Raw genomic sequence first — 26,109 nt, 5'->3', positions numbered from 1 at the left:
CCTGCGGAGCGTCCCCCCGCAGGCCCCGCCTTGTCCTCAGAGGAGGATGATGTCGGACAGGTCGACCGGTGCGCCGAAGACCTTGGCGACGAGGTCGCCGTCCACGAAGACGTTCGTGACCTTCGCGTTGCCGCCGACGCGCACGTCGTCATAGGTCGCGCGGAAGAAGTCGCTGCCGCGGCTGGTGTCGATCACCACCGCGTCGCCGGGTCGGAAATCCTTCACGATGTCGAAGGCGGAGCGCGAATCCATCACGAACCAGTCGGCCCCCTGGCTGCCGAAGAGGAGGTCGCGCCCCTCCTCGCCGACGAGGAAATCGTCGCCCGGGCCGCCCTTCAGCGTGTCGTTGCCGACATCGCCCGCGAGGAAGTCGCTGCCCGCGAGGCCGTTGATCGCGTCGTTGCCGAAGAAGCCGGCGAGCGCGTCGTTGCCGTTCGAGCCGTTGATCTTGTCATTGCCGGACAGGATCTCGCTGAAGGCGAGCCACGTGTCCTTGGCGTTGAGGACGTCGGCGGCGTCCGCGTTCACGCCGTTGATGACGATCGCCTTCTTGTTCCCGTCGAGGAATTGGATCTTCTTGATGACGCCCTCGACGTCATCCTCGTTCTCGACGGTGAAGCGGCCGCGATAGACGCCGCGATACTCGAACTGGAAATCCTCGATCTCGGTGACGACCTGACGCGACGTTGCGCTCTGAATCTCGCCGACCAAGTTGTCGATAAGCATATCCAGAGGCTTGATGACCTTCATCGAGACCATGGCCGTACCTTCCTCCACTACAACGCCCGATTGGCGATTGCATTACTGCAATATTAACCAAATCAAAGGACGGCGAGCGAACGAAGTCAAGACGAGATGTCGCGGGAAGCCGGGCGGATTGACGGGTGGCAGGCCGCGCCCCTCGCCATGTCTGGTTGACGGTGATACAATCGGTGCCCGCCTGACGGTGACAGCACGAGAGGCTGCAGACCCATGGCACGCTCAGCGACACATCACTTCGACGACGAGGTGGACCTCCATCTCGGCCTGGATCTTATCGGCGAAAGCCTGAAAGACGGGTGGCGCGACTATGTCGCCCGCCCATCGACCGGACTGTTCCTGATCATCGTCTATCCGGTGATCGGCCTCGTCCTCCTGCGCTTCGCCTTCCACCAGGATCTCCTGCCGCTCCTCTTCCCGATGACGACGGGTTTCGCCATCATCGGCCCGCTCACGGCGGTGGGGCTCTACGCCCTCAGCGCCCAGCGCGAGCGCGGCGACGGGAGCGAACTCGACGGGGTCCGCGCGATGGGGGCCCTCACGGGCGGCCCCCTCGGGCCGACCTTCCGCATCGGCCTCGTCCTCGCGGCGATCTATGCCGCGTGGCTCGGCTCGGCGCTGCTCATCTACCGGGCAACGCTCGGCGAGGATGCGCCGACCGACATCGCGACCCTCTTCGACTGGGTGCTCAACCGGCCGGAAGGCTGGGCGCTCCTTGTGATCGGGTGCGCGGTCGGCTTCATCTATGCCCTCCTCGCCCTCATCGTCGGCAGCATGTCGCTTCCGGCGGTGTTCGACCGGCGGATCGGCGCGCGCGCCGCGATCGGCCTGTCGGCGCGCACCTTCTTCCACCATCCGGGCACGATGCTCGCCTGGGGCGCGACGGTGGCGGTGATCCTCGCCATCGCGTGCATCCCGGCCTTCCTCGGCCTCCTCGTCGCGCTCCCGGTGCTCGGGCACGCGTCGTGGCACCTTTATCGCCGCCTCGTCCCGTAGGGGCGGCCGGGTGGCGGCGGTGGCTCAGACCGCCGCCGCCATCACCGCCTTGAGGAGCGCGCCCTTCGTCATCCGCCCGCGCCCGCCGATGCCGTAGACCTTGGCGACGGCGTCGATGTCGGCCTTGCGCACCGATGGGCCGGCCTTGCGCAGATGCGCCGAGATGGCACCGGCGAGCGCCGGCTTCGACTTTGCGCCGACCCCGCCGAGGCCGAGCTGCTTCGCGACCGCGACGAGATCGGCCTTGCGCGGCTCCACCGCCGTCGTGCTCGGCGCGGGCGTCGGGGCCTTCGGCGCGGGCGATGCGGGCTTTTCCGCCTTGGCCTTGGCGGCCTTCGGCTTCGCGGGCTTGGCGGTTTTGGCGGCTTTGGCCGGCGTCGCGGCCTTGGCCGCCGCGGCCGGCTTTGCGGCCGCCTTTTTCGACGCGGCCTTCTTCGGCGCCGCGGCGCGCTTCGCGGCCTTTTTCGGCGCGGCGATCGCGCAGGGCGGGGCGGCCTCGGCAGGCGCCGGTGCGGCGGCCGCCATCGGGGTCGCGCCGTACTGGCCGCCGCGGCGCTTGTATTCGCGCGCCGCGAGCGCGGCCTTGCGGCGGGACCATTCGTTCGGCGCGCCACCGTCGCCGGACCGCATGAACTCGGCCTTCACCGCCTCCCACAAGGAGGGGTCGGTCCGTAGGGCTGTCGCCATCGTGCTGCTCCGTGGTTGATCGCGACCAACCACACAGAAGCAAGCTGGCGCCGGCCTGTGTTCACGGCATCCGGGGCGGAATTTTCAGATATTCGGCCAGATGCTGGCGATCAGGAAGGCGACGGAGATCAGCGTGATCGCGAGACCCGCGACGAGCTGAAGGAGGGGCACCGCGATCCCCACATGGCGCACGCCCGCCGCGAAGAGCGTCGCGCCCCGTGCCGTCGCCGCCGACAGCGCGACGATGCTGATGAACGCCCCCGTGCCGAGCGCCATCGCGAAGGCCGACGCGATGCCGACCCCGATGAGGTTCATCCGCCACGCCGCGACGAGCACGAACACCGCGCCCGTGCAGGGGCGCAGCCCGATGCCGATGATCAGCATCGCCGCGTCGCGCCAGTTGCGGATCGCGTCCACCTCCTCCACCGACGGCGCGTGGCGGTGACCGCAGCCGCACGTCTCGTCGTGGACGTGGTCGTCGTGATCGTGATGATGGTGGTGGTGGTCGTGCGTGGCGGCGGCGGCCGGCGCGGCGAGGCCGAAGCGCGGCGCATGATGGTCCCACGCCGCCTGGAGCCCCTTCACCGCGCGGCGGATCAGGATGAAGCCGATCGCGAGCACCGCGAGATAGCTGATCGGGACGAGGAGATTGTCCGTCACCGCCATCGCCCAGCCGGCGGTGATGTCGAGCAAGGCGAAGCTGCCATAGACGAGGACGACCGCCGTCACCGCCTGCATCATGCTCGCCGCGAGCGAGAGGAGCACGAGGCGCACCGTGCTGATGCGGCTCGACACGCCCGCCCCCGCGATCAGGAACTTGCCGTGGCCGGGGATCGCCGCGTGCAGGAAGCCGTAGGCGAGGCAGGCGCCGATCAGCCCGGCCGATGCGAGCGAGGGGCCCGAATTGTGGCTGAGGAGCGAGCTCACCATCGTGTGAAAGGCGCGCTGCTGCGTCGCCGCCCATCGCGCCATGTCGACAAGGCCGAGGCCGGAGGAGAGCACCGCGGCAAGCACCGCGAACCCGGCGACCGCCATCAGGATCCCCGCGACGAGGCTTCCGATGCGACGCCGTTCGACCCTGACCGTGCGGGATCCGACCGTGGGGACTGAAACCATACTCTCTGCCCTGCCGCGCGCGATTTCGATTGTCAACGCGGCGAGACCCCGCCGCGCCCGCCTGTCCTCAGCGACGCACGGGAGGCGCGTCGCTCATGCTTCGAGATGCCGCGTCCGCGGCCAGTAGCGGGAGGAGAGGCTCCCGACCGGCCCCGCGAGGACGGAGACCGCATAGACGCCGCCGAGCGAGAGGACGATCGCCGGGCCCGACGGCAGGCCGAAATGATAGGAGAGAAGCAGCCCCGCCACGCTCGACGCCATCGCGAAGAGGCACGCCACCGCCATCATCGGGCCGATGCCGCGCGTCCAGAAGCGCGCGCTCGCGGCCGGCAGCACCATCATGCCCACCGCCATCAGCGTGCCGAGCGCGTGGAAGCCGGCGACGAGGTTGAGGACGGCGAGCGCCAGGAAGGCGAAGTGCGCGACCGGCGACATCCGGCTCACCGCCCCGAGGAAAGCCGGGTCGAGGCACTCCATCACCAGCGGCCGGAAGAGCACCGCGAGGGTGAAGAGGGTGATCGTGGAGATGGCGCATAGGAGGATCAGCGCGTCGTCGTTCAGCGCGAGCACGGTGCCGAAGAGGACATGCATCAGGTCGACATTGCTGCCGTGGGTCGACACGATCGCGACGCCGACGGCGAGCGAGATCAGGTAGAAGGCGGCAAGGCTCGCATCCTCCTTCAACACCGTCGAGCGGGTGACGAAGCCGGCCGCGAGCGCCACGGCCATGCCGGCGACGAGGCCGCCCACCGTCATCGCCGGGAGGGAGAGGCCGGCGAAGAGGAAGCCCACCGCCGCGCCCGGCAGGATCGCGTGCGCCATCGCATCGCCGGTGAGGCTCATCCGGCGCAGCATCAGGAAGACGCCGACGGGCGTGGAGCCGAGCGCGATCGCGATGCAGCCGACGAGCGCGCGGCGCATGAAGGCGAACTCGATGAACGGCTGAACGATATGCTCCATTCAGGCCGCCCGGCGGCAGAGCTGGGCGTGATCGTCGAACGCCTCGCCGACCGCGCGGGCGCGGAAGAGGTTTTCGGCCGTCATCACTTCCTCGGTGTCGCCGTGCGCGATCAGCTCGCGCGCGATGAGCATCGTGCGGGGGAAGACGCGGCGGACCTCGTCGATGTCGTGGAGGACGGCGAGCACCGTGCGCCCCTCCTCCTGCCAGCGCCGGATGATGGCGAGGAGGTCGGTGATCGTGCGGCGGTCGACGGCGGCGAACGGCTCGTCGAGGAGGATGAGCGGGGCGTCCTGCAGGAGGAGGCGCGCGAAGAGCACGCGCTGCATCTGGCCGCCGGAGAGGGCACCGATCGCGCGCTTGCCGAACCCGTCGAGCCCGACGGTGTGGAGCGCCGCCGCGATGCGGGCCTCGTGCGCGCGGGTGACGCCGCCGAACGCGCCGATCTCGCGCCAGAGCCCCATCGCGACGACATTCTTGACGTTCAGCGGAAAGGAGCGGTCGACCTCCGCGCTCTGCGGCAGGTACGCGATCGCTTCGCGCGGGTTGGGGGCGATGATGCGGCCGGTGATCGGGCGCAATTCGCCGACGATGCCCTTCAGGAGCGTCGACTTCCCCGCCCCGTTCGGGCCGACGATCGCCGTCAGCGAGCCGGCCGGCACGTCCGTGTCGATGTGGTGGACGGCGGGGTGACGGTCATAGCCGAGCGTCACGTTCTCGAACGTGAGGGCGGCGCTCATCGCACGGCCCACGCGAAGAGGAGCCAGAGCGCGGCCGAGGCGACGGCCGCGAAGGCGAGGCGCTGGCCGACGCTTGCGAGAAGCGGTGCGGAGAACCAGCGCATCAGGCGTGTCCCTGGCAGTCGGCGCACCGGCCGTGCACCTCGATCACGGACTTGGTCGGCGCGAAGCCGCCGCGGCGGGCGGCCGCGCTGATCCCCGCCTCGATGCCGGGATCGGTGAGCTCCACCACCATCCCGCAATCGCGGCAGATGGAGAAGGCGGGGTCGTGGCCACCATGCTCGGCGCAGCAGGCGACATAGGCGTTCATCGATTCCAGCCGGTGGGCGAGGCCGAGCTCGATCAGCTTCGACAGCGCGCGATAGGCCGTCGGCGGGGCCGCGCTCACGTGGCTCGTCCGCAGCACGTCGAGCACCTCGTAGGCGGTCAGCGGGCGGGCGGCGCGCCGCAGCGCGTCGAGCGCCGTCATCTGCGTGGTGTTGAGTGTCGCGACCATGGGGCCCCATCGTTCCAAGCGGCCTTGCGTATATTATACGGTCCGCAATGACAATCGCTTTTTCGGCGGCTTTTTATCGGGGGGGGCGGGAATAAGGGCGCCGCGGGCCCGTTGGTTCAACAGATGGCCACCAGCGGTCATCGCTGAAACCCAAACCCCGAAAGGAAACGACCATGACCCGCACCAAGACCCTCGCCGTCGCGCTCCTCGCCACGCTCGTCGCCGCGCCGACCTTCGCCGTCCTGCCGGCCAACGCCGCCGCCTTCGGGCCGACCGCCGCCCTCTCCGCCAGCGCCAATGACGGCACCGTGGAAGCCGGCCTCTCCTGGCGCTGCGGCAAGAACAACCCCGCCTGGTGGGGCACCTTCGGCAACGGCTGCCTGAAGCAGAAGCGCCAGTACAAGCGCCAGCAGCAGCAGTCCTCGTCCTTCCCGTCCCACACCGCGCCGCGCACGATGAAGACGCGGTCCGCCCGCTGAGCCCTCCCCTCCCCCGCCGTCAACCATGCGGCGGGGGATCGGCCGTCCGGCCTATCCGGCGCTGCGCTTGTTGAGGACGTCGAAGATGACCGCGGCGAGCAGCACCAGCCCCTTGATCATCTGCTGATAGTCGATCCCGATGCCGAGGATCGACATGCCGTTGTTGAGGACGCCCATGATGAAGGCGCCGACGACGGCCCCCACGATCGTCCCCACCCCGCCCGACATCGACGCACCGCCGATGAAGACGGCCGCGATCACGTCGAGCTCGAAGCCCTGGCCGCCCTTCGGCGTCGCGACGTTGAGGCGGGCGACGAAGACGAGCCCCGCGAGCGCGGCGAGCATCCCCATGTTGGCGAAGGTGAGGAAGGTGAGGCGCTCGGTGTTGATGCCGGAGAGCTTCGCCGCCTTCTCGTTGCCGCCGATCGCGTAGATGCGCCGCCCGACCGTCGTCTTCGTGGTGATGAACGAATAGAGCGCGATGAGGAACGCCATGATGATGAGGACGTTCGGCAGCCCGCGGAAATTCGCCATCAACCACGAGAGATAGAGGATCGCGGCCGAGACGAGGATCTGCCGCGCGAGGAAGAAGGCGAACGGCTCGTCCTCGTGATGGCCGCGATGGGCAAGGCGCGTGCGCATTCCGAGCGCGAAGAGCAGGATCGCGATCGCCGCACCGATCATGAAGGAGACGGTGTTGAAGCGCGAGGCGTCGAAGAGGTCGGGCAGGAAGCCGGTGGACAGGAGCCGGAAGCCGGCCGGGAACGGACCGATCGACTGGCCCGCGAGGAGCCACAGCGTCGCCCCCTTGAAGACGAGGAGCCCGGCGAGGGTGACGATGAAGGACGGGATCTTGAAGTAGGCGATCCAGTAGCCCTGCGCGGCCCCGATCATCGCCCCGACGATCAGGCACACGATCGAGGTGATGAGCGGATGGATGCCGAGCTCCACGATCATCACCGCCGCCAGCGCCCCGATGAAGCCGAGCACCGAGCCGACCGACAGGTCGATATGGCCCGAGACGATGACGAGCAGCATCCCGAGCGCCATGATGATGATGTAGGAATTCTGCAGGACGAGGTTGGTCAGGTTGACCGGCTTCAGGAGGATCCCGTCCGTCGCGATCTGGAAGAAGGCCATGATCACGATCAGCGCGATGAGGATCCCGTATTCGCGCAGATGGTTTCGGATGAAGCCGAAGGAGGCGCCGCGCCGTCCCGCGACCTCGTCCCCGGCTCCGCTGATCACCTCTTGCGACATGGGCGCTCCGATCGCTGGTCTCTGGGTCAGGAGTTGGAGAAGGCGAGGCGCAGGCCGATGAAGCCGAACGCCGCCGCGAAGCCGCGCCGCAGCCAGGTGACCACCGCCGGGCGCGACAGGACGTAGGAGCGCGCGAGCGAGGCCGCTGCGCCGTAGGTGACGAACACCGCGAAGGTCATCGCCATGAAGGCGAGGCCGAGCGTCGCCATCGCGGAGGCCGGAGAGGCGACTCCGGCGGGCACGAACTGCGGCAGGAAGGCGAGGAAGAAGAGCGAGAGCTTGGGGTTGAGGACGTTGAGGAGGATGCCGTCCGTCACCGTCTTGAGGAGGCTCTTCGCGCTGCGGTCTTCCGAGACGGCGAGCGCGCCGGTCTCGCGCAGCGTGCGCCAGGCCATGAAGAGGAGGTAGAGGACGCCGAGATATTTCAGCGTCTGGAAGGCGAGCGCCGAGGTGTGGAGGAGCGCGGCGAGGCCGATGCTGCTCGCGACGACGTGGGGGACGATCGCGAGGGTGCAGCCGAACGCGGCAGCCACCGCCGGCACGAAGCCGCGCCCGAGCGCCACGGCGAGCGTGTAGATCACGCCGATCCCCGGCACGAGGCAGACGACCAGGGACGTCAGAAGGAATTCCACACTCATCGCGTCTGTTCTCCGGATAGGCTCATTGGGACCGCAGGATCATACCCATGATCCGCTCCTGGCTCGCCTCGGCGACCGGCATCTCGCCGACGAAGCGGCCCTCGTTCATCACGTAGACCCGGTCGCACACGCCGAGAATCTCCGGCATCTCGGACGAGATGACGACGATCGCTTTCCCCTCCGCGGCGAGCTGATGGATGATCGTGTAGATCTCGAACTTCGCGCCGACATCGATGCCCCGCGTCGGCTCGTCGAGGAAGAGGACGCGCGGCTCGGTGAAGAGCCACTTGGCGAGCACGACCTTCTGCTGGTTGCCGCCCGACAGGTTGATCGCCTCCTGCGCCACCGAGGAGGACTTGATGCGCAGCCGGTCGCGGAAATCGCGCGCGACGGCGATCTCGCGGCTGTCCTGCACGATCCCGCGCGAGGAGACACCCTCGAGGTGGGCGAGCGGGATGTTGCGGCGGATCGATTCCTCCAGGACGAGCCCGTACTGCTTGCGGTCCTCGGTGACGTAGGCAAGGCCCGCCGCCACCGCCCGCGTGACGGACGAGGTGTCGGCCGGCGCGCCCCCGATCAGCACCTCGCCGGAGACGTAGCGGCCGTAGGTGCGGCCGAAGAGGCTCATCGCGAGCTCGGTCCGCCCCGCGCCCATGAGTCCGGAGATGCCGACGATCTCGCCCGCTCGCACGGTGAAGGAGACGTCGTCGACGACGCGCCGGTCGCTCTGGAGCGGGTGGTCGACGCTCCAGTTGCGGACCTCGAGGAGCGGCGGTCCGAGCGGGCGCGCGAGGTCGCGCGGCGGGAAGCGGTCCGACAGGCTGCGCCCCACCATGTCGCGGATCACGCGGTCCTCGGTGATCTCCCCGCCCTTGGCGTCGAGCGTCGAGACAACCTCCCCGTCGCGCAGCACCGTGATGGTGTCGGCGACGCGCGAAACCTCGTTCAGCTTGTGCGAGATGAGAATCGAGGAGATCCCGCGCGCCTTGAAGTCGAGCAGGAGATCGAGGAGCGCGTCGCTGTCGGCCTCGTTGAGGCTCGATGTCGGCTCGTCGAGGATGAGGAGGCGCACCTCCTTGGAGAGCGCCTTCGCGATCTCCACGAGCTGCTGCTTGCCCATGCCGAGATCGCCGACGCGGGTGCGCGGCTTCTCCGACAGGCCGACGCGTTTCAGGAGTTCGGCCGTGCGGGCGTAGGTCCTGCCCCAGTCGATCACCATGTGGCTGGCGCATTCGTTGCCGAGAAAGATGTTCTCGGCGATCGAGAGCAGCGGCACCAGGGCGAGCTCCTGGTGGATGATGATGATCCCGACACGCTCCGAATCCGCGATCGAGCGGAAGGCGACGGGATGGTCCTCGTAGACGATCTCGCCCTCATAGGAGCCGTGCGGGTAGACGCCGGAGAGCACCTTCATCAGCGTCGACTTGCCGGCCCCGTTCTCGCCGACGATCGCGTGGATCTCCCCTTCCTCCACGGAGAAGCTCACGTTCGACAGCGCTGTCACGCCGGTGAAGCGCTTGGTGATCCCGCGCATCTCGAGGATTGTGCCCACGCCGTGCTCCGCAAGGTCGGCCCGCGCCGCGAGGGCGCGGGCGCGCGCCTTATTTCAGCTGGTCTTCGGTGTAGTAGCCGGTATCGACGACCGCCGCCTTGAGGTTGTCCTTCGTCACCGAGACGGGCTCGAGGAGATAGGACGGCACGACCTTGACGCCGTTGTCGTAGGTCTCGGTGTCGTTGATGGTCGGCTCGCGCTCGTTGAGGATGTCGTCGACCAGCGCCACCGTCACGCGGGCAAGCTCGCGCGTGTCCTTGAAGACGGTGGAGGTCTGCTCGCCGGCGAGGATCGCCTTCACCGACGGGATCTCTGCATCCTGGCCGGAGATGATCGGCATCGGCTGGTCGGCCGAGCCATAGCCGACGCCCTTCAGCGAGGAGATGATGCCGATCGAGAGGCCGTCATAGGGCGACAGCACCGCGTCGACCCGGTCGTCGGTGTAGTTGGCGGAGAGGAGGTTATCCATCCGCGCCTGCGCGACCGAACCGTCCCAGCGCAGCGTGCCGACGGTATCCATGCCCATCTGGCCGGACTTCACCTTGAGCTTGCCGCTATCGATCAGCGGCTGAAGCACGCTCATCGCGCCGTTGTAGAAGAAGTAGGCGTTGTTGTCGTCCGGCGACCCGCCGAACAGCTCGATATTGCAGGGATTGCAGGCGTCCATGTCGAGCGCGTCGACGATCGACTGCGCCTGCTGCACGCCGACTTTGAAGTTGTCGAAGGTGGTGTAGTAGTCGACATTCTCCGAGTCGCGGATGAGGCGGTCATAGGCGACCACCGGAATGTCGAGCGCGGCCGCCTGCTCCAGCGCGTTCGTCAGCGTCGTGCCGTCGATCGCGGCGATCACCAGCGCGTCGACCCCGCGCACGATCATGTTCTCGACCTGCGAGAGCTGGGTCGGGATGTCGTCCTCGGCATATTGAAGGATGGTGTCGTAGCCGGCGGCCTTGAACTGCTCAACCATGGAATTCCCGTCGGAAATCCAGCGTGTCGAGGACTTGGTGGGCATCGCGATGCCAACCGTCCCCTTGTCCTGCGCGATGGCCGGCGCCGAGGCGGCCGACGCGGCGAAAAGCGCCGCGGCAAGAAGTGTCTTGGCGTTCATGAATCCTCCCTGGTGATACCCCGCCCGGCCTTGTCCCGACCCTGTTGTGGCGATGGCGGCTGACCCGTTGACGGGCCACCCTCGGCGACCGTAACCACGGGTAGTGGCTGCGAGCAAATGAAAAAATAGTACTAATGGCCGAAGGGGGCGCCGGCCGCCGCCCGGATCGGCCTCGGGAGGCACCATGAAGCTTGGTCTCGTCGGCATCGGGGCGATCGCGCGAAAGCAGCATCTGCCGGTGATCGCCGCACATCCTGCGGTCGAGCTCGTCGCCGCGGCGAGCCATCAGGGCACCGTCGACGGCATCCCCAATTATCCGACGCTGGAGGCGATGCTCGAGGCGGAGCCAGAGGTTGAGGCGGTGACGCTGTGCGTGCCGCCGGCCGCGCGCTACGCGGCCGCGCGCACGGCGATTGCGAACGGGCGCCACGTCTTCCTGGAGAAGCCGCCGGGGACCACCGTCGCCGAGATCACCGACCTCGCCGCGCAGGCCGAGGCGGCCGGCGTCACCCTCTTCGCGAGCTGGCACTCGCGCTACGCCGCCGCCGTCGAGCCGCTGCGCGACGCGCTCGCGGGCGCGCGGATCCGGTCGGTCCACGTCCCCTGGCGCGAGGACGTGCGCGTCTATCATCCCGGCCAGCGTTGGATCTGGGAGGTCGGCGGGTTCGGCGTGTTCGATCCGGGGATCAACGCCTTCTCGATCCTCACCCACGCCCTCCCCCGGCCCTTCCGCCTCACCCGGTCGGTGCTCTCCTACCCCTCCAACTGCGCACAGCCGATCGCGGCTGAGCTGACCTTTCTCAATTCAGAGGATGTGCCGATCACCTGCGACTTCTCCTTCGACCAGCCCGAGCCCGCGACCTGGGAGATCCACGTCGAGACCGACGGGCCACGCTATGTGCTGTCGGGCGGCGGCAAGCGCCTCACCCGCGACGGGAGCGTCCTCGTCGACGCGCCGGACGCCGAATATCGCGCGCTCTACGACATCTTCGTCGACCTCGTCGCGAAGGGTGCGAGCGACGTCGACCTTGCCCCGCTGATGCACGTGGCGGACGCCTTCCTCTATGCCGAGCAGCGCACGGTCGGCCCCTTCAGCGAGTAGGCCCGGCCGCTCGCGGAACGGGCGAACCTTGTGCATACTGGCAGCGGCGGGGGACGCGCCCCGCCGCAAGCGGCACGAGACCGCGCAGGTCCGGGCAACGCCCCGGAGGGGAGGACATTGATGAAGCGGATCCTATTGGCGTTCGCGCTGGCGATGGCGGCCGTGACGGCCCACGCGCAGGACAGCGTCACCTTCAAGCTCGGCCACTATCTGCCGGCCCAGCACCCGATGAGCGCCTATCTCGACAACTGGGCGAAGTCGCTCAACGAGAAGAGCGACGGGCGCATCACGATCGAGATCTTCCCGAGCGGCCAGCTCGCCCCCGTGCCCGAGATCTATGACGCGACGCGGCGCGGCATCATCGATATCGGCTGGATCCTTCACGGCGCGACGTCCGATCGCTTCCCGCTGACCGGCCTCATCGACATTCCCTTCACCGTCGACAGCGCCACCCACGCGACGAAGATCCTGAACGACCCGCAGATGCGCGCGATCCTCGACAAGGAGCATCGCGGGGTGAAGGTGCTCTACCTCTTCACCCACCAGCCGGCGCAGATCCACACCGCCGGCAAGGCCGTCGCCCAGCCGTCCGACCTCAAGGGGATGCGCATCCGCTTCCCGTCGGCGACCGCGAAGGCCTATCTCGACGAGATGGGCGCGGCGAGCGTCGGCCTGCCGCCCACCCAGATCGCCGAGAACCTCCAGAAGACGACCATCGACGGCGTGGTGATCGACTATGGCGGCGCGGGCCTCGCCTTCAAGCTCGGCGGCCTCATCGACTATGTGACCGAGTTCAACGGCTACGTGACGAGCTTCGGCCTCATCATGAACGAGGATGCCTACGCCTCGATCCCCGACGACCTGAAGCCGCTCTTCGACGAGAGCATCACCGGCATCGAGGAGGCCGTCGGCGCGGTGTGGGACAACCAGGACCCGCCTGGCAAGGCCGCGCTCGTGGAAGGCGGGGCGGAGATCATCGTGCCGAGCGAGGAGGCGATGGCGGCCTTCAAGGCGGCGGCGGACACGGTGGGCGCGCGCATCATCGAGGAGCGCGGGCCGCAGGCGGCCGAGGCGCGCGCGCTGATGCTCGAACTCGCCGACAAATATCGCTGACGGGCGGAGCGGCCGCCCGATGCGCCTTGCCTGTCGCGCGGCCGCCGAGGGCCTCGTCGCCCTCGCCGCGATCGGCCTCCTCGCCATCATGGGGGTGACGGTCGCCGACGTGGTGTCGCGCCACCTCTTCAACGCGCCGATCCAGGGCGTCGTCGACATGGTCGAGCTCGCGATGGCGTGGGCGACCTTTCTCGGCATCGCCGCCACCTTCTTCCTCGGCGGCCACATCGTGGTCGACCTCGTGGACACGGTGGCGGGGCCGGGCACGATGCGCCTCGTGCGCATCCTCGCCGGCGTCGCGACGGTGGCGCTGATGGGCGGCCTCACCTGGCTCGCCGTGCGCGAATTCGGCGAGGTCGCGGAGTGGGGCGACACCACCGTCGATCTCGGCATCCCCCTCACCATCTACTGGGCGCCGGTGCTCGCGGGATACGGGCTCGGCGCGCTCTTCGCGCTGATGCGCCTACTTCTGGGCGAGGCCGAATGATGGGGCGCCGCCCGCGATGAGCCCGACCCTGTGGGGCGGCATCGTCCTCCTTCTCCTCTTCGCCCTCGTCGGACTGCGCCTTCCGATCGCCATCGCACTGATGGCGGCAGGCGTCGTCGGCTATGCCGGGCTCGACGGGTTCGGCCGCGCCCTCCTCGTCGCCGGCACGATCCCCGGCGAGATGATCCGCGGCTACTCCTTCTCGGTCGTGCCACTCTTCGTCCTCATGGGCACGATCGCCTCGGCGGCGGGCATGTCGCGCGAGCTCTACGACGCGGCCCGCGCCCTCTCGCGTCCCGGCGCGCGCGGCAGCCTCGCCACGGCGACGATCGGCGCCTGCGCCCTCTTCGGCGCGATCTGCGGCTCTTCCATCGCGACGGCGGCGACGATGACGCGCGTCTCGATCCCCGAAATGCGGCGCGCGGGCTATGCGGACGGCTTCGCGGCGGGCGCGGTCGCGGCGGGCGGCACGCTCGGCATCCTGATCCCACCCTCGGTGATCCTCGTCATCTACGCCCTTCTCGCGGAGGAGAGCGTGCCGGCCCTCTTCGCCGCCGCCTTCATTCCGGGCGCCCTCCTCACCCTCTTCACCATCCTCGTCGCGAAGGGGCTCGCAACGCGCGAGGGCGTCGCCCCGCCGATCGACACGGGCGCACCCTCCCCCCGCCGCGCGCTCCTCTCCACCTGGAAGCTCGGCCTCGTCTTCGCCCTCTCCATCGGCGGCATCTATCTCGGCTGGTTCTCGCCGACCGAGGGGGCAGCGGTCGGCGCGGCCGTCACGATGCTGATCGCCATCGCGACGCGCACGATCTCCGCGAAGGGGCTCTGGCTCGCGCTTCGCGAGGCGGTGATCACCTCGGCCGGGCTCTTCTTCGTCTTCCTCGGCGCGCTGATGTTCGCCCGCTTCATCGCGCTGACGCGCATCCCGGTCTTCCTCGTCGACACCGTGCAGGCGGCCGCCTTGCCGACGCTTGCCGTCCTCGCGATCATCGTCGCGACCTACATCGTGCTCGGCTGCATCCTCGAGACGGTGTCGATGATCCTCATCACCGTGCCGGTCTTCCTGCCGCTCATCGTCAGCCTCGGCTACGATCCAGTCTGGTTCGGGATCCTCGTCGTGATCGTCGCCGAGATGGGGCTCATCACCCCGCCGATCGGGATGAACATCTTCGTCATCCGCTCACAGCTCCCCGACATCCCGCTCGGGACGCTCTTCGCCGGGGTCGCGCCGTTCCTGCTTGCCCATCTCGCGCTGATCCTGACGCTGATCGCGCTGCCGCAGATCACGTCCTTCCTCCCCCGCCTCCTCCTCTGACGCGCGCCCCGTCCGCCGCGACCCGTGGAGCCGCCGGCCGCTTTCGGCTATCAGCGTGCGAGCGCCAACGCCGCGCCGGGACAGCGGCCCTCAGACAAGGTTGACCATGCGACGACTGGGAATCATCGGCTACGGCAACATCGCCGCCATGCTGTGCGACGTGCTCGCCACGGATCCGAACCTCGATCTGGAACTCGTCAGCGTGCTCGCCCGTCCCGGCCGGATCGACCACGCGACCGAGGCGCTGCGCGAGAAGGCGCTGAACATCGCCCCCGAGGTGGACTTCTCCGAGTCGGTGAAGGCCTTCCTCGACGACGCGCCGGACCTCGTCGTCGAATGCGCCACGCACCATGCCGTGCGCGACAGCGTGCCGGCGCTGTTGCGGGCGGGGGTCGAGACCGTGATCGCCTCGATCGGCGCACTCGCCGATGCCGAGATCGAGGCCGAGATCGCCGCGTCCGCGCGCGCCGGCGGAACACGGGCCGTCCTCGTCCCGGGCGCGATCGGCGGGATCGATGCGCTCGCCGCCGCGAAGATCGCCGGGATCGAGAGCGTGACCTACACCTCGCGCAAGCCGCCCGCCGCCTGGCGCGGGACGCCTGCTGAGGACATCCTCGACCTTGCCTCCCTCGCCGAGGAGGCGGAGTTCTTCACCGGCAGCGCGCGCGAGGCGGCGACCGCCTACCCCAAGAACGCCAACGTGGCGGCGACGCTCGCGCTCGCGGGCGCGGGCTTCGACGCGACGCGGGTGCGCCTCATCGCCGACCCCGCCGCTCCCGGCAACATCCACGAATACGAGGTCCGCTCCAACGCGGTGAACTTCACGATGCGGCTCGAAGGGAAGGCCTCGCCCGACAACCCGAAGACCTCGGTCTCAACCGTCTACAGCATCGCCCGCGAGATCCTGAACCGCGCCGCGCCGATCGCGGTCTGAGGCCCCGTCAGTAGGCGATCCGGGGCAGCCACAGGACGAATTGCGGGAAGAGGAAGACGATCCCGAGCCCGATGAGCTGCAGGATCACGAACGGGACGATGCCGCGATAGATCTGCATGGTCGTCGTCCCCGCGGGCGCGGCGTTCTTCACGTAGAAGAGCGCCATACCGACGGGGGGCGTGAGAAACGAGGTCTGCAGGCAGATCGCGATGAGGAGCGCGACCCAGACCGGGTCGAAGCCGAGCGCGACCACCGCCGGGACCGTCAGCGGCGCGACGATCAGCACGATCTCCATCCAGTCGAGCACGAAGCCGAGGAGGAAGATCGCGAGGAGCAGCATCGCGAGGACGCCTTCGGGCGGAAGCGGGATGCCGGTGATCGCACCCTCGATGACCTGATCGCCGCCATAGCCGCGCAGGACCACCGAGAAGCAGCTCGCCCCGAAGATCAGCGCGAAGAGGAAGGCCGTCGTCTTGCCGGTCGCGTCACACACCGCGCGCAGCGTCGACCAGGTGAGACGCCGGTCGAGCGCGGCGAGGATCGTCGCCCCCAGCGCGCCGACGCCCGAGGCCTCGGTCGGCGAGGCGATGCCTAGGAAGATGGAGCCGAGGACGGCGATCATGAGGGCGAGCGGCGGTCCGAGTGCGCGCAGGAGCGCCGCTGTCGATGCGCCCGCCCCGTCCGCCTCCGGCTTCGGTGCGGCGGACGGGCGGAGCGCGGCATAGACGACGATATAGACCGCGTAGAGGAGCGCGAGGAGAAGGCCCGGCAGGATCGCCGCCATGAAGAGGTCGCCGACAGAGAGGCGGAGCTGATCCGCCATCACGATCAGCATGATCGAGGGCGGGATGAGGATGCCGAGCGTGCCGGAGGCGGCGACGGAGCCGAGCGCGAGCGGGGCCGAATAGCGCCCGGCGGCGAGCGCGGGGAGCGCGACGGTCGCGAGGAGCACCACAGAGGCGCCGATGATCCCGGTCGAGGCGGCGAGGACCACGCCGATGAGAACGACCGCGAGGCCGAGCCCGCCGGGCACGCGGCGCAGCGAGGCCGACAGGGCGACGAGGAGCCGGTCCGCGACGCCCGAGCGCTCGAGCATGTAGCCCATGAACACAAACATCGCCATCGGCACGAGGCTGTAGTTCGAGATGGTCGCGAAGATGCGGTCGGCGGCGAAGCCGATGAAGTTCGTCCCGGCGAGGACCTTCACGCCGAAGAAGGGCAGGATCTCGCCGATCACCGCGAACATCACCCCGACGCCGCCGAGCACGAACGCCACGGGGAAGCCGAGGAAGAGGAAGACCGCGAACGCCGAGAACATCAGGACGACGAAGAGTAGGTCCTGGCTCACGCGTTGTCCTTCACGTCGATGGGCGGCAGCGGCCGGCCGCAAAGGGTCAGGATGGAGCGCCCGATCGCAGCAAGCCCCTGGAGGCCGAGGAGCACGAAGCCGGCGAAGAGGACGAACTTGATTATGAAGCGCGCCGGCAGCCCGCTTGGCATCGGCGAGCGCTCCCCGATCGACAGCGAGTAGGCGAAATTGTCCCACGCGAAATAGGCGATGCCGATCACGAAGGGCAGGAGCAGGAGGACGCCGCCGACAAGCTCGACCCATGCCTTGCCGCGCGCGGAGAGGCGGGCGTGGACGACGTCGACCCGGACGTGGCTGTCATCGCGATAGGCGTAGGCGAGGCAGCCCATGACGATCAGCGCGTTGAGGTGCCATTGCAGCTCCTCGAACTCGATCATGCCGATGCCGAAGCCGTAGCGCAGCACGACATTGGCGACGATCACCAGCATCATGATGGGCAGGACCAGCGCCGTGACGCGGCCGACCGCCCGGCTGAGCCCGTCGATCCGTCGCACGAAGACGGGGAGGAATGCGCGCATGTTCGCCGTCCGCGGGGGGCGTGAGGGAGGGCCGCCGGAGCGGCCCGCCCGTCGATCCTATCAGTTGTCGTCGTTCGTCCAAGCCGCGGCGCCGGCTCGATAGGCCTGGAGCGACTCCCAGGTGCGCTTGAAGTCGGCATCCTTCTCAGACTGCTCGGCCATCACCTCGGCGGTGGCTTCCTTGAAGGCGGCGAGCACCTCGGGCGAGAACTGGCGGATCTCGACGCCGTTGGCCTTGAAGGCCTCGACCGCCTCGGCGTTCTCCGTGAGGGTGGAGGTCACGCCCCAGACCATCGTCTCGCGGCAGGCGAGCTCGATCAGGGCGCGCTGGCCCTCGGTCATCGAGTCCCACTTGCGCTGGTTGATGATGAGCTCGTTGATCGCGGCGGGCTGGTGCCAGCCGGGCAGGTAGTAGTTCTTCACCACCTTGTCGAAGCCGATCACCTTGTCGATCGTCGGCATCGAGAACTCGGTCCCGTCGATCACCCCGCGCTCGAGGTTCGGGAAGATGTCGCCGCCCGCGAGGAGGACGACGGACGCGCCCTTCTTCTTCAGGACCTCACCGGCGAGGCCGGCGAAGCGGACCTTCAGGCCCTGGAGGTCCTCGACGGTGTCGATCGGCTTGTTGTACCAGCCGCCGGCCTCCGCCTCCATCAGGCCGCACGGCACGGTGACGACGCCCTGCGCGCCGTAGATCTCGCGCCAGATGTCGAGGCCGCCGCCATTGTAGATCCAGCCGAGATAGCCGAACGCGTCCGGGCCGAAGGGAACGCCGCCGAAGAGCTGCACGGCGGGGAACTTGCCCGCGACATAGAGCGGTGAAGTGTAGCCCGCGTCGAGCGTGCCGTTGCGCACCGCGTCGAAGATCTCGAGCGGCGGCACGAGGCGGCCCGGCGCGTAGAGGTCGACCTCGATCGCGCCGTCGGAGGCCGTGTTCACGACGTCGGCGAAATGCTGCGCGTCGCGGCCCGAGGCCGGCAGCGTGAGCGGCCACGCGCTCTGCACCGTCAGCGAGACCTCCTGGGCGGAGGCGCCGGCCGGCACGCCGGCGACCGCGGCCGCGAGGCCGATCGCGGCGAGGCCGCAGGCCCGCTTCATCCGTTCCACAGATCCGATTTTCGCGTTCTTCTTGGTGGCCATGCCCGCACACTCCCCGTCGCGTGGTTTGACGTCGACCGCAGCCGCCCGCCTGGCCCTCCCGACAAGGCGCAGGACCCCTCTTGGCGGCGATTTGGAAGAGTTTATAACGTAATTTATTGGATGAGAAGCTTGTTGTGTAACGCAAACTCGGTAGATCTTTAGGCGATCGATGAGGAATTAGGCTTCAATGCCGACGCAGTCCGGGCAACGCATCGCACTCATCACGGGGGCCGCACGGGGCATCGGCCTCGCCTGCGCGGCGCGCCTCGCGCACGAGGACTATCGCGTCGTCCTCACCGACCGCGACGCCGAGGCCCTCGTCGCCGCGGCGCGCGAGATCGGCCCCGACGCCCTCGCCCTCCCCCTCGACGTCACCGACGAGGCCGCCATCGGCGCGGCCTTCGACGAGGCCGAGGCGGCGCTCGGCCCGGTCGACGTGCTCGTCACGTCCGCCGGGATCATGGCGGGCGGGACGGCGAGCGTGCCGATCGCGCGGATGGCGCTCGCCGATTGGGAGCACACCTTCCGCGTCAACACCACCGGCACCTTCCTCGCGATGCGCGCGATGCTCGCCCGGCGCGAGGCGCGACCGGTCGAGGCGGGGCGGATCGTGACGATCTCGTCGGCCGCCGCACAGATCGGCGGCTATCGCGGGGACGCGGCCTATGTCGCCTCGAAGGCGGCGGTCCTCGGCCTCACCAAGATCGCGGCGCGGCAGGCGGCGGCGAGCGGGCTCACGGTCAACTCGGTTGCGGCGGGGCCCGTCGACACGCCGATGTTCCAGAGCGCGATGGTCCCGGCCGCGGTGCCGGGGCTTCTCGAAAAGATCCCGCTCGGCCGTGTCGGCACGCCGGAGGAGGTGGCGAGCATGGTCGCCTATCTCGCCGGGCCGGAGGCCGGGTGGATCACCGGCGCGACGTTCGACGTCAATGGCGGCTACAGGATGCAGTAGGAGATGGGCGTGTCAGGGTTGCCGCGTCAGAAGCAGATCGCTCGACTGGTCGTAGAGACCGATCATGACGTGCATCTGCATGATCAGATTGTCGAGCTCGGCCGAGGTCGGCGCCACCTGCATGAAGAGGCGCAGGAGCACCTCGCGCCGGCGCGCGAGGTAGGCCTCGACCAGCGCCCCGCCCGCCTCGGTGACGGCGTAGACCGTCGCCTTGCGCGAGCGGCCCTGCCGCTCGATGAGGCCGAGCTGGGTCAGCTTCTTCAGTCCGTATTGGAGGTTCGCGATATCGTCGCGATGCAGCAGCCGGGCGATCTCCATCAGCCCCTTCGACGTACCCATCATGTGGACGGCGTGCAGGATCGCCGCCTCCGTGCTCGTGAGGTTGGTCTCCGACACGGCGTCGAGACAGTCGCGCCGCCAGCGCGTGAACGCCGCGCCGAGATGCCAGATCGCATACTCGAACTCGGCGAGGCGGCGCTCGTAGAGGGCGGTGTCCCCGGTGTCCTGAAGGTCCCCGGTGTCGTGTGTGTCCTCGCCCGGCGGGGTGGAGCTTGTCATCGAAACCCTGTCAGATCGCGGCGCCCTTCGGCCGCACGTGTCTTCGCATGATGGGGCGGCAAGAAGGCGCAGCGCTCGCCGCGGGTCAACCCGTTCCCGCCGAAGGGACGGTCTACGCCCTCCTCGCGGCGCAGGCCGAACGCTTTGCCGACCATGAGCTCCTGTGCCTGCCGGAGGCGGTGGCGGCGCTCTGGGAGGAGACGCGGCGCGCGATCACCTATGGCGCGGCGCTCGCCGAGGCGGACACACTCGCCGCCACCTATCGCGCGGCCGGGTACGGGCCCGGCCACCGCGTGGCGCTGCTCCTCGAAAACCGGCCGGCCCACTATCTCCACTGGCTCGCCCTCAACAGCCTCGGCGTCTCGATCGTCCCGCTCAACCCGGATTATCGCGAGAGCGAGCTCTCCTATGTCGTCGGCCACAGCGAGGCGGCGCTGATCGTCGCCCTCCCGGCGCGGCACGCGTCGGTCACGCCGGTTGCGGCCGCGCTCGGCGTCCCGCTCGCCGCGCCCGGCGATCCGCTGCCGGCGCCGGGCCGCGCAGCCGGCCCCGCCGCGACGGGGCGCGCCGCCGAATGCGCCCTCCTCTACACCTCCGGCACGACCGGCACGCCGAAAGGGTGTCTCCTCTCCAACGCCTATTTTCTCGGCTGGGGCGACTGGTACATCGCACAACAGGGGCTGATCGCGCTCAGTCCCGGTGAGGAGCGGCTGATGACCCCGCTCCCCACCTTCCACGTCAACGCGATGGGCAACTCCTTCATCGGGATGCTGCGCGCGGGCGGCACGCAGATCATCATCGACCGCTTCCACCCGCGCGACTGGTGGGCGACCGCGATCGAGACGGGCGCGACCTGTTTCCACTATCTCGGCGTGATGCCGGCGATCCTCCTCGCGCTGCCGGAGGCGCCGGAAGAGACGCGGCACGCGCTGCGGTTCGGCATGGGCGGCGGCGTCCACCCGGACCATCACGCCGCGTTCGAGGCGCGCTTCGGCGTCCCCCTCCTCGAAGGCTGGGCGATGACGGAGTGCGGCGGCGCGGGGATCCTGTGCGCGATGGTCGAGCCGCGCCATGTGGGCGAGCGCTGCCTCGGCCGCCCGGACCGGGCCGGCCCGCCGCTGGAGGCGCTGATCGTCGACGACGCGGGCGCGCCGGTCGCAAAGGGCGTGCCCGGCGAATTGCTGATCCGCGCGCGCGGAGACGACCCCCGCGCCCGCTTCTTCTCCGGCTATTTCAAGGATCCCGCCGCGACCGAGGCGATCTGGCAGGGCGGCTATCTCCACACCGGCGACATCATGCGCGAGGGGCCGGACGGCGCCCTCCACTTCGTCGACCGCAAGAAGAACATCATCCGCCGCTCGGGTGAGAACATCGCCGCGATCGAGGTGGAATCGGCGATCGCCGCCCATCCTTCCGTGCGGCAGGTGGCGGTTGTCGCCGTGCTCGACCCGATCCGCGGCGAGGAGGTGCTCGCCGCGATCGTCCTCCAGGACGGGAACGCGCCGGACCGGGCGCTGGCCGAGGCAATCCTCGCCCATAGCGCCCGCTCGCTCGCCTACTACAAGACCCCCGGCTATGTCGCCTTCCTCGACAGCCTGCCGACGACGGCGACGCAGAAGGTGCGCAAGGCCGACCTCGGCGCCCTCACCGAGGATCCGGCCGCCCATCCGGACTGCCATGACCTGCGCGCCGAAAAGCAGGCGCTGCGCGAAGGCGGGCGATGAGACGGCGCCTCGGATATGACGGCATCGTCGTCGCCGTGCCGGTGAGCGTGCCCTACCGGCGCTTCTCGACCCGCACCGCGCACGCCTTTCTCGGCGAATTGCTGCGCACGATGCTCGCGCGCGCGAACCTGCCGAAAGCGCGGATCGACGGGCTGTGCGTGTCGAGCTTCTCCCTCGCGCCCGACACGGCGATCGCCCTCACCGAACATTTCGGGATGAGCGCGCGGTGGGTCGACCACGTGCCCTTCGGCGGGGCGAGCGGCATCGTCGCGCTCCACCGCGCCGCGCGCGCCGTGCAGGCGGGGGACGCGGAGATCGTCGCCTGCCTCGCCGGCGACACCAACGACCCCGACGCCTTCCGCCGCTCCACCGCCGCCTTCAGCCGCTTCGGCCAGGACGCGGCCTACCCCTATGGCGCGTCCGGCACGAACGCGGCCGTCGCCCTCCTCACCGATCATTACATGCGCACGTTCGGGGCGGAGGCGGCCGATCTCGGGCGGATCTGCGTTGCCCAGCGCACCAATGCCGGGGCCTATCCGAACGCGCTCCTGCGCTCGGCGATGACGATGGAGGACTATCTCGCCTCCCGCCCGATCGCCGAGCCGCTGCGCCTCTTCGACTGCGTGATGCCGTGTGCGGGCGCGGAGGGCTTCCTCGTCATGCACCGCGAGACGGCGGAGGCGGAGGGCCTTCCCCACGCGAGCCTCCTCGGCCTCGTCGAGCGGCACAACGCGTACCCCGACGATCCGATCCAGACCCGCGCGGGCTGGGCGGACGGGCGCGAGGACCTCTACGCCCAGGCGGGAATCGGCCCGGACAGGATCGATTTCGCCGAGCTCTATGACGACTATCCGGTCGTCGTCGCCATCCAGCTCGAGGATCTCGGCTTCTGCGAGAAGGGCGAGGCGAAAGCCTTCCTCGCCGCGCACGACCTCACCAACGCCGGCACGTTCCCGATCAACACATGCGGCGGCCAGCTCTCGGGCGGACAGGCGGGCGCCGCCGGCGGCTATCTCGGCGTGGTGGAGGCGGTGCGACAGCTCACCGATGCCGCCGAGGGCGCGCCCGTCGCCCGCGCCGATATCGGCCTCGTCACGGGTTTCGGCATGATCAACTATGACCGCGGCCTCAGCGCCGGCGCAGCGATCCTTTCCCGATGACGCCCCGTCCTCCCCGCCGCAATCCGATCCTCGCGCCGCGCCAGGCGACGCTGCCGCCGGTCTCTCGCAGCCGCGCCGGGACCGAGATGAGCGCCTGGGCCGCCGCCGGGACCTTCGCGCTCCAGACCTGCCGCGATTGCGGGGCGGTGCAATATCCGCCGCGCGACGTGTGCCGCGCGTGCCTCTCGGACCGCCTCGCCTGGCGGCCTGCGGACGGCGCGGGCACCCTCCTCGCGACGACGACGCTCCACTATCCTTACGAGCTCTATTTCCGCGAGCGCGCCCCCTGGCGCACCGGCCTTGTGCGCCTCTCCTGCGGCGTGACGGTCGGTGCCTTCCTCCACCCCGCGCTCGGCGATGCGCCGGCCGAGGTGGAGATCGCCGCCCGGCTCGACCGGGCCGGCCACACCGCCCTCATCGCGCTCCCCAAAGACCACGCTGATTTCGAGGTTTCGCAAATGCGCGAGTTCACCGCTTCCCCCAAGGGCCGCAAGGTGCTCGTCACCGACGCGGCCTCTCCCGCCGGGCTCGCCATGGTGAAGGCCCTCGTCGCGGCGGGCGCGGCGATCGTCTGGGCGGGCCGCGCCGAGCCGTGGGGAATCGTCCCAGGCTTCGAGGAGGCGGTCGCGGCGCCCGAGGTGACCGTCGTCCCGCTCGACGTGACGGACAGCGATTCGGTCATCGACCTTGCCGGCCGGATCGGCGGGCGGACCGACATCGTGATCAACACCGCCGACTATCACCGGCCGGACCGCGCGGTCGGTGGGCTCGGCGTCGAGACGGCGCGGGCGGAGATGGAGACCACCTATCTCGGCCTCCTGCGCCTTGCCCGCGCGTTCGGCCCCGCGCTCGCCGCGCGCGCGGCGGAGGGGCCGAACCACGCCATCGCCTGGGTGAACATCCTGTCGATCTACGCCCTCGTCGCCTCCCCCTCGAAGGCGACCCATTCGGCCGCGGAGGCCGCGGCGCTCGCCTTCGCGCAGGGGATGCGGGCGGACATGCGGGCGAGCGGGCTGCGCGTCGTCAACATCTTCCCCGGCCCCGTCGACGAGGGCTGGCACCAGCTCGACCTGCCGCCGAAGATCGCGCCGGACGCCCTCGCCCGCGCGGCGGTGAAGGCGCTGGAAAGCGGGGTGGAAGACGTCTTCCCCGACCCCGTCTCGCGCCAATGGTACGAGCGCTGGCGCGCCGATCCTGCCGCCTTCTCGCGCGAGCTCGCGGAGGCCGGACAATGAGCGCCCTCCCCCTCCTCATCGCCGAACTCGCGAGCGGCGCGGTCGAGATCGTCGACCTCACCCACACGCTCTCGCCGGACTTCCCGCGCATCACGCTGCCGTCCGAGACGGTCCCCTCCGCGCCCTTCCGCATCGAGGAGATCTCGCACTACGACGCGCGCGGGCCGGCCTGGTACTGGAACAACTTCTCCTGCGGCGAGCACACGGGCACCCATTTCGACGCCCCGGCCCACTGGATCTCCGGCCGGAACCTGCCGCACAACACCACCGACGCGATCCCACCATCCCGCTTCGTCGGCCCCGCCGCGGTGATCGACTGCGTCGCCGCGAGCGAGGCAGACGCCGATTTTCTCCTGACGGTGGACCACATCCTCGCCTTCGAGGCCGCGCACGGGCGGATCGCCGCCGGGACGTGGGTGCTGATGCACACCGGCTGGGCGAGGAAGGCCGGAGACCCGGTCGCCTTCCAGAATTTCGCCGCCGACGGCCAGCACACGCCCGGCCCCGATCCCGAATGCATGCGCTTCCTCGTCGAGGAGCGGGACATTCTGGGCTTCGGCACGGAGACGATCGGCACGGACGCGGGCCAGGCCTCCTACCTCAACCCGCCCTACCCGGCGCACTACACCCTCCACGGCGCGAACCGGTACGGGCTGCAATGCCTCGCCAATCTCGACCTGTTGCCGCCGACGGGCGCGGTCCTCATCGCCGCTCCGCTGAAGATCCGGCGTGGCAGCGGGAGCCCGCTGCGCGTTCTCGCCCTCGTCCCCCGAAATTAGGCCGCCTCGCGCGCCGCTTCGGCGGTGCCCGCAGCCGTGGATCCGCCGGCGTCGGCGAGGCGGCTCTCGCGCATCATGAGGAGCGCGCCGATCAGGAAGCCGAGCGCGCCGGCGAATAGCTGCGCGTTCGACATCGCCGGGATCCAGCCGGGCTCCGCCCCCTTCGGCACGAAGGCGAGGATCGAGGAGATCATGAAGGCGACGCAGCCGATGAGGTTCACGAACACGATCCACCAGGAGAGGTCGCGCGGCTTCCAGCTCCAATAGGCGTGGCCGGTCTCGATGAAAGCGAGAGTGCCGGAGACGAGGAAGAGCACGGAGCCCACCATCCCCGGCGTCCAGATCGCGAGATCCTGCATCCACCACGAAGACGGCGCGTCGATGCTGTCGAACGTGTTGAAATTGAAGGCGATCGTCCCGATGAACTGGGTGATCGTGCTGATCCAGCCGGCGTTTCCCGGATGCCAGCCGATGACGGCGATCCGGCGCGTCGCCGGCGTCTGCGGTTCCGGATCCGGCGTGAATTCGGGCGCGTTCGCTGCCTGAAAGTGCTGGAGATAGCCCGCGATCGTGAACGGCACCGAGCCCGCAAAATAGATCATCGCGATCGCCGCCCCCGAGAGGGTGGCCCCGATGTCCGGCACCAGGGAGAGGCCGGCGCCGAGCATGAAGAGGAGCGCGCCCACCGCAAAAAAGGCGCCGGTGATCCAGTTGTAACGCGCCGCCTGCCAGAAGGGGACGGCCGCGTTCTCCAGCGCACGCGCGGCGCGGCGCAGGCCCTTGCGGTGCTCGCGCGCCCGCCAGGTGATGTGCCGTCCGCGATGGTGGAAGCTGCGGAAGGTGACGAAGGGCCAGGCCCCCGCCGTGTGCATCGGGGCCGGCCCGTGATGCGCCCGCACTCTCATGCGGACGCGCCGTGTCGCGCGCGATCCAT

General features: G+C 69.4%; 27 protein-coding genes. 12 read left to right on the top strand and 15 right to left on the bottom strand.

The window, feature by feature from the left end:
• Positions 1-36: 36 nt before the first annotated feature.
• Complete coding sequence (locus DBV35_RS05065; RefSeq protein ID WP_157961586.1) at positions 37-726, bottom strand: calcium-binding protein; 690 nt, start codon at positions 724-726, stop codon at positions 37-39.
• A gap of 246 nt (positions 727-972) precedes the next feature.
• On the opposite strand from DBV35_RS05065, the gene DBV35_RS05060 reads away from it, so the two are divergent.
• A complete protein-coding gene (locus tag DBV35_RS05060; RefSeq protein ID WP_108659122.1) occupies positions 973-1,755 on the top strand; it encodes a DUF2189 domain-containing protein in 783 nt (260 codons plus the stop codon).
• Between the two features lie 24 nt (positions 1,756-1,779).
• On the opposite strand, the gene DBV35_RS05055 is transcribed toward DBV35_RS05060, so the two are convergent.
• The 5 genes from DBV35_RS05055 to DBV35_RS05035 all read right to left on the bottom strand — a co-directional run bounded on the left by DBV35_RS05055 (position 1,780) and on the right by DBV35_RS05035 (position 5,752).
• Positions 1,780-2,442, bottom strand: a complete 663-nt coding sequence (locus DBV35_RS05055) for a hypothetical protein (protein WP_157961585.1) — start codon at positions 2,440-2,442, stop codon at positions 1,780-1,782.
• Positions 2,443-2,526: 84 nt separating this feature from the next.
• A complete protein-coding gene (locus tag DBV35_RS05050) occupies positions 2,527-3,558 on the bottom strand; it encodes a nickel/cobalt transporter (protein WP_108659120.1) in 1,032 nt (343 codons plus the stop codon).
• Between the two features lie 93 nt (positions 3,559-3,651).
• Complete coding sequence (locus tag DBV35_RS05045) at positions 3,652-4,518, bottom strand: metal ABC transporter permease (protein WP_108659119.1); 867 nt, start codon at positions 4,516-4,518, stop codon at positions 3,652-3,654.
• Positions 4,519-5,256 (bottom strand): zinc ABC transporter ATP-binding protein AztA, encoded by a 738-nt coding sequence (gene aztA, locus DBV35_RS05040; protein WP_108659118.1) that lies wholly within the window; start codon positions 5,254-5,256, stop codon positions 4,519-4,521.
• Between the two features lie 103 nt (positions 5,257-5,359).
• A complete protein-coding gene (locus DBV35_RS05035; RefSeq protein WP_108659117.1) occupies positions 5,360-5,752 on the bottom strand; it encodes a Fur family transcriptional regulator in 393 nt (130 codons plus the stop codon).
• 173 nt (positions 5,753-5,925) lie between these two features.
• On the opposite strand from DBV35_RS05035, the gene DBV35_RS05030 reads away from it, so the two are divergent.
• Positions 5,926-6,231, top strand: a complete 306-nt coding sequence (locus DBV35_RS05030) for a hypothetical protein (protein ID WP_108659116.1) — start codon at positions 5,926-5,928, stop codon at positions 6,229-6,231.
• Between the two features lie 51 nt (positions 6,232-6,282).
• On the opposite strand, the gene mmsB is transcribed toward DBV35_RS05030, so the two are convergent.
• The 4 genes from mmsB to chvE all read right to left on the bottom strand — a co-directional run bounded on the left by mmsB (position 6,283) and on the right by chvE (position 10,789).
• Complete coding sequence (gene mmsB / locus DBV35_RS05025; RefSeq protein WP_108659115.1) at positions 6,283-7,491, bottom strand: multiple monosaccharide ABC transporter permease; 1,209 nt, start codon at positions 7,489-7,491, stop codon at positions 6,283-6,285.
• A 26-nt stretch (positions 7,492-7,517) separates the two neighbouring features.
• Positions 7,518-8,129, bottom strand: a complete 612-nt coding sequence (locus DBV35_RS05020; RefSeq protein WP_108659114.1) for a LysE family translocator — start codon at positions 8,127-8,129, stop codon at positions 7,518-7,520.
• Positions 8,130-8,151: 22 nt separating this feature from the next.
• Positions 8,152-9,663, bottom strand: a complete 1,512-nt coding sequence (gene mmsA, locus DBV35_RS05015; RefSeq protein WP_205648617.1) for a multiple monosaccharide ABC transporter ATP-binding protein — start codon at positions 9,661-9,663, stop codon at positions 8,152-8,154.
• A gap of 67 nt (positions 9,664-9,730) precedes the next feature.
• The gene (gene chvE / locus DBV35_RS05010; RefSeq protein ID WP_108659112.1) at positions 9,731-10,789 is read right to left on the bottom strand and encodes a multiple monosaccharide ABC transporter substrate-binding protein; all 1,059 of its coding nucleotides are present in this window, start codon (positions 10,787-10,789) and stop codon (positions 9,731-9,733) included.
• Positions 10,790-10,973: 184 nt separating this feature from the next.
• Here chvE and DBV35_RS05005 point away from each other — a divergent pair, with 184 nt between their 5' ends.
• The 5 genes from DBV35_RS05005 (at position 10,974) to DBV35_RS04985 (ending at position 15,740) form a co-directional block, all read left to right on the top strand.
• On the top strand, positions 10,974-11,891 hold the full coding sequence (locus DBV35_RS05005) for a Gfo/Idh/MocA family protein (RefSeq protein ID WP_108659111.1): 918 nt from the start codon (positions 10,974-10,976) through the stop codon (positions 11,889-11,891).
• A 120-nt stretch (positions 11,892-12,011) separates the two neighbouring features.
• A complete protein-coding gene (locus DBV35_RS05000) occupies positions 12,012-13,004 on the top strand; it encodes a TRAP transporter substrate-binding protein (protein ID WP_108659110.1) in 993 nt (330 codons plus the stop codon).
• Between the two features lie 19 nt (positions 13,005-13,023).
• Positions 13,024-13,491 (top strand): TRAP transporter small permease, encoded by a 468-nt coding sequence (locus DBV35_RS04995; RefSeq protein ID WP_108659109.1) that lies wholly within the window; start codon positions 13,024-13,026, stop codon positions 13,489-13,491.
• A 16-nt stretch (positions 13,492-13,507) separates the two neighbouring features.
• The gene (locus DBV35_RS04990) at positions 13,508-14,806 is read left to right on the top strand and encodes a TRAP transporter large permease (protein WP_108659108.1); all 1,299 of its coding nucleotides are present in this window, start codon (positions 13,508-13,510) and stop codon (positions 14,804-14,806) included.
• A 106-nt stretch (positions 14,807-14,912) separates the two neighbouring features.
• Positions 14,913-15,740: an aspartate dehydrogenase gene (locus tag DBV35_RS04985; RefSeq protein ID WP_108659107.1), complete on the top strand. Its 828-nt coding sequence runs from the start codon at positions 14,913-14,915 to the stop codon at positions 15,738-15,740.
• A 7-nt stretch (positions 15,741-15,747) separates the two neighbouring features.
• Here DBV35_RS04985 and DBV35_RS04980 read toward each other — a convergent pair whose 3' ends face one another.
• From DBV35_RS04980 to DBV35_RS04970, 3 genes are read right to left on the bottom strand one after another with little or no spacing between them, the layout of a single operon-like run.
• Positions 15,748-17,088, bottom strand: a complete 1,341-nt coding sequence (locus DBV35_RS04980) for a TRAP transporter large permease (RefSeq protein ID WP_108659106.1) — start codon at positions 17,086-17,088, stop codon at positions 15,748-15,750.
• The gene (locus DBV35_RS04975; protein WP_108659105.1) at positions 17,085-17,627 is read right to left on the bottom strand and encodes a TRAP transporter small permease subunit; all 543 of its coding nucleotides are present in this window, start codon (positions 17,625-17,627) and stop codon (positions 17,085-17,087) included. The genes DBV35_RS04980 and DBV35_RS04975 overlap by 4 nt, the downstream gene beginning before the upstream one ends.
• A gap of 60 nt (positions 17,628-17,687) precedes the next feature.
• Positions 17,688-18,767, bottom strand: a complete 1,080-nt coding sequence (locus DBV35_RS04970; protein ID WP_245943842.1) for a TRAP transporter substrate-binding protein — start codon at positions 18,765-18,767, stop codon at positions 17,688-17,690.
• 187 nt (positions 18,768-18,954) lie between these two features.
• On the opposite strand from DBV35_RS04970, the gene DBV35_RS04965 reads away from it, so the two are divergent.
• A complete protein-coding gene (locus DBV35_RS04965) occupies positions 18,955-19,719 on the top strand; it encodes an SDR family NAD(P)-dependent oxidoreductase (protein ID WP_108659104.1) in 765 nt (254 codons plus the stop codon).
• A 12-nt stretch (positions 19,720-19,731) separates the two neighbouring features.
• Here DBV35_RS04965 and DBV35_RS04960 read toward each other — a convergent pair whose 3' ends face one another.
• Positions 19,732-20,277, bottom strand: coding sequence for a winged helix DNA-binding protein (locus DBV35_RS04960; protein WP_108659103.1), 546 nt, complete (start codon positions 20,275-20,277; stop codon positions 19,732-19,734).
• Positions 20,278-20,324: 47 nt separating this feature from the next.
• On the opposite strand from DBV35_RS04960, the gene DBV35_RS04955 reads away from it, so the two are divergent.
• From DBV35_RS04955 to DBV35_RS04940, 4 genes are read left to right on the top strand one after another with little or no spacing between them, the layout of a single operon-like run.
• A complete protein-coding gene (locus DBV35_RS04955; protein ID WP_205648470.1) occupies positions 20,325-22,001 on the top strand; it encodes an AMP-binding protein in 1,677 nt (558 codons plus the stop codon).
• Positions 21,998-23,161, top strand: coding sequence for a thiolase family protein (locus DBV35_RS04950; RefSeq protein ID WP_108659102.1), 1,164 nt, complete (start codon positions 21,998-22,000; stop codon positions 23,159-23,161). The genes DBV35_RS04955 and DBV35_RS04950 overlap by 4 nt, the downstream gene beginning before the upstream one ends.
• Positions 23,158-24,396 (top strand): SDR family NAD(P)-dependent oxidoreductase, encoded by a 1,239-nt coding sequence (locus tag DBV35_RS04945; protein ID WP_108659101.1) that lies wholly within the window; start codon positions 23,158-23,160, stop codon positions 24,394-24,396. The genes DBV35_RS04950 and DBV35_RS04945 overlap by 4 nt, the downstream gene beginning before the upstream one ends.
• On the top strand, positions 24,393-25,175 hold the full coding sequence (locus DBV35_RS04940; RefSeq protein ID WP_108659100.1) for a cyclase family protein: 783 nt from the start codon (positions 24,393-24,395) through the stop codon (positions 25,173-25,175). Before DBV35_RS04945 ends, DBV35_RS04940 begins: the two co-directional genes overlap by 4 nt.
• On the opposite strand, the gene DBV35_RS04935 is transcribed toward DBV35_RS04940, so the two are convergent.
• Complete coding sequence (locus DBV35_RS04935) at positions 25,172-26,080, bottom strand: hypothetical protein (RefSeq protein ID WP_108659099.1); 909 nt, start codon at positions 26,078-26,080, stop codon at positions 25,172-25,174. The two genes, DBV35_RS04940 and DBV35_RS04935, sit on opposite strands and share 4 nt — an antisense overlap.
• Positions 26,081-26,109 lie beyond the last annotated feature (29 nt).

The organism is Acuticoccus kandeliae, assembly GCF_003073115.1.
Note: the sequence above shows the minus strand (reverse complement) of the source record. Positions and strands in the feature narration are given on the sequence as shown.

Excerpts from the sequence above, each read along its gene's own strand:
- DBV35_RS05065 (WP_157961586.1), bottom strand. The coding sequence starts at position 726 with ATGCTTATCGACAACTTGGTCGGCGAGATTCAGAGCGCAACGTCGCGT.
- DBV35_RS05060 (WP_108659122.1), top strand. The coding sequence starts at position 973 with ATGGCACGCTCAGCGACACATCACTTCGACGACGAGGTGGACCTCCAT.
- DBV35_RS05055 (WP_157961585.1), bottom strand. The coding sequence starts at position 2,442 with ATGGCGACAGCCCTACGGACCGACCCCTCCTTGTGGGAGGCGGTGAAG.
- DBV35_RS05050 (WP_108659120.1), bottom strand. The coding sequence starts at position 3,558 with ATGGTTTCAGTCCCCACGGTCGGATCCCGCACGGTCAGGGTCGAACGG.
- DBV35_RS05045 (WP_108659119.1), bottom strand. The coding sequence starts at position 4,518 with ATGGAGCATATCGTTCAGCCGTTCATCGAGTTCGCCTTCATGCGCCGC.
- aztA (WP_108659118.1), bottom strand. The coding sequence starts at position 5,256 with ATGAGCGCCGCCCTCACGTTCGAGAACGTGACGCTCGGCTATGACCGT.
- DBV35_RS05035 (WP_108659117.1), bottom strand. The coding sequence starts at position 5,752 with ATGGTCGCGACACTCAACACCACGCAGATGACGGCGCTCGACGCGCTG.
- DBV35_RS05030 (WP_108659116.1), top strand. The coding sequence starts at position 5,926 with ATGACCCGCACCAAGACCCTCGCCGTCGCGCTCCTCGCCACGCTCGTC.
- mmsB (WP_108659115.1), bottom strand. The coding sequence starts at position 7,491 with ATGTCGCAAGAGGTGATCAGCGGAGCCGGGGACGAGGTCGCGGGACGG.
- DBV35_RS05020 (WP_108659114.1), bottom strand. The coding sequence starts at position 8,129 with ATGAGTGTGGAATTCCTTCTGACGTCCCTGGTCGTCTGCCTCGTGCCG.
- mmsA (WP_205648617.1), bottom strand. The coding sequence starts at position 9,663 with ATGCGCGGGATCACCAAGCGCTTCACCGGCGTGACAGCGCTGTCGAAC.
- chvE (WP_108659112.1), bottom strand. The coding sequence starts at position 10,789 with ATGAACGCCAAGACACTTCTTGCCGCGGCGCTTTTCGCCGCGTCGGCC.
- DBV35_RS05005 (WP_108659111.1), top strand. The coding sequence starts at position 10,974 with ATGAAGCTTGGTCTCGTCGGCATCGGGGCGATCGCGCGAAAGCAGCAT.
- DBV35_RS05000 (WP_108659110.1), top strand. The coding sequence starts at position 12,012 with ATGAAGCGGATCCTATTGGCGTTCGCGCTGGCGATGGCGGCCGTGACG.
- DBV35_RS04995 (WP_108659109.1), top strand. The coding sequence starts at position 13,024 with ATGCGCCTTGCCTGTCGCGCGGCCGCCGAGGGCCTCGTCGCCCTCGCC.
- DBV35_RS04990 (WP_108659108.1), top strand. The coding sequence starts at position 13,508 with ATGAGCCCGACCCTGTGGGGCGGCATCGTCCTCCTTCTCCTCTTCGCC.
- DBV35_RS04985 (WP_108659107.1), top strand. The coding sequence starts at position 14,913 with ATGCGACGACTGGGAATCATCGGCTACGGCAACATCGCCGCCATGCTG.
- DBV35_RS04975 (WP_108659105.1), bottom strand. The coding sequence starts at position 17,627 with ATGCGCGCATTCCTCCCCGTCTTCGTGCGACGGATCGACGGGCTCAGC.
- DBV35_RS04970 (WP_245943842.1), bottom strand. The coding sequence starts at position 18,767 with ATGGCCACCAAGAAGAACGCGAAAATCGGATCTGTGGAACGGATGAAG.
- DBV35_RS04965 (WP_108659104.1), top strand. The coding sequence starts at position 18,955 with ATGCCGACGCAGTCCGGGCAACGCATCGCACTCATCACGGGGGCCGCA.
- DBV35_RS04960 (WP_108659103.1), bottom strand. The coding sequence starts at position 20,277 with ATGACAAGCTCCACCCCGCCGGGCGAGGACACACACGACACCGGGGAC.
- DBV35_RS04955 (WP_205648470.1), top strand. The coding sequence starts at position 20,325 with ATGATGGGGCGGCAAGAAGGCGCAGCGCTCGCCGCGGGTCAACCCGTT.
- DBV35_RS04950 (WP_108659102.1), top strand. The coding sequence starts at position 21,998 with ATGAGACGGCGCCTCGGATATGACGGCATCGTCGTCGCCGTGCCGGTG.
- DBV35_RS04945 (WP_108659101.1), top strand. The coding sequence starts at position 23,158 with ATGACGCCCCGTCCTCCCCGCCGCAATCCGATCCTCGCGCCGCGCCAG.
- DBV35_RS04940 (WP_108659100.1), top strand. The coding sequence starts at position 24,393 with ATGAGCGCCCTCCCCCTCCTCATCGCCGAACTCGCGAGCGGCGCGGTC.
- DBV35_RS04935 (WP_108659099.1), bottom strand. The coding sequence starts at position 26,080 with ATGAGAGTGCGGGCGCATCACGGGCCGGCCCCGATGCACACGGCGGGG.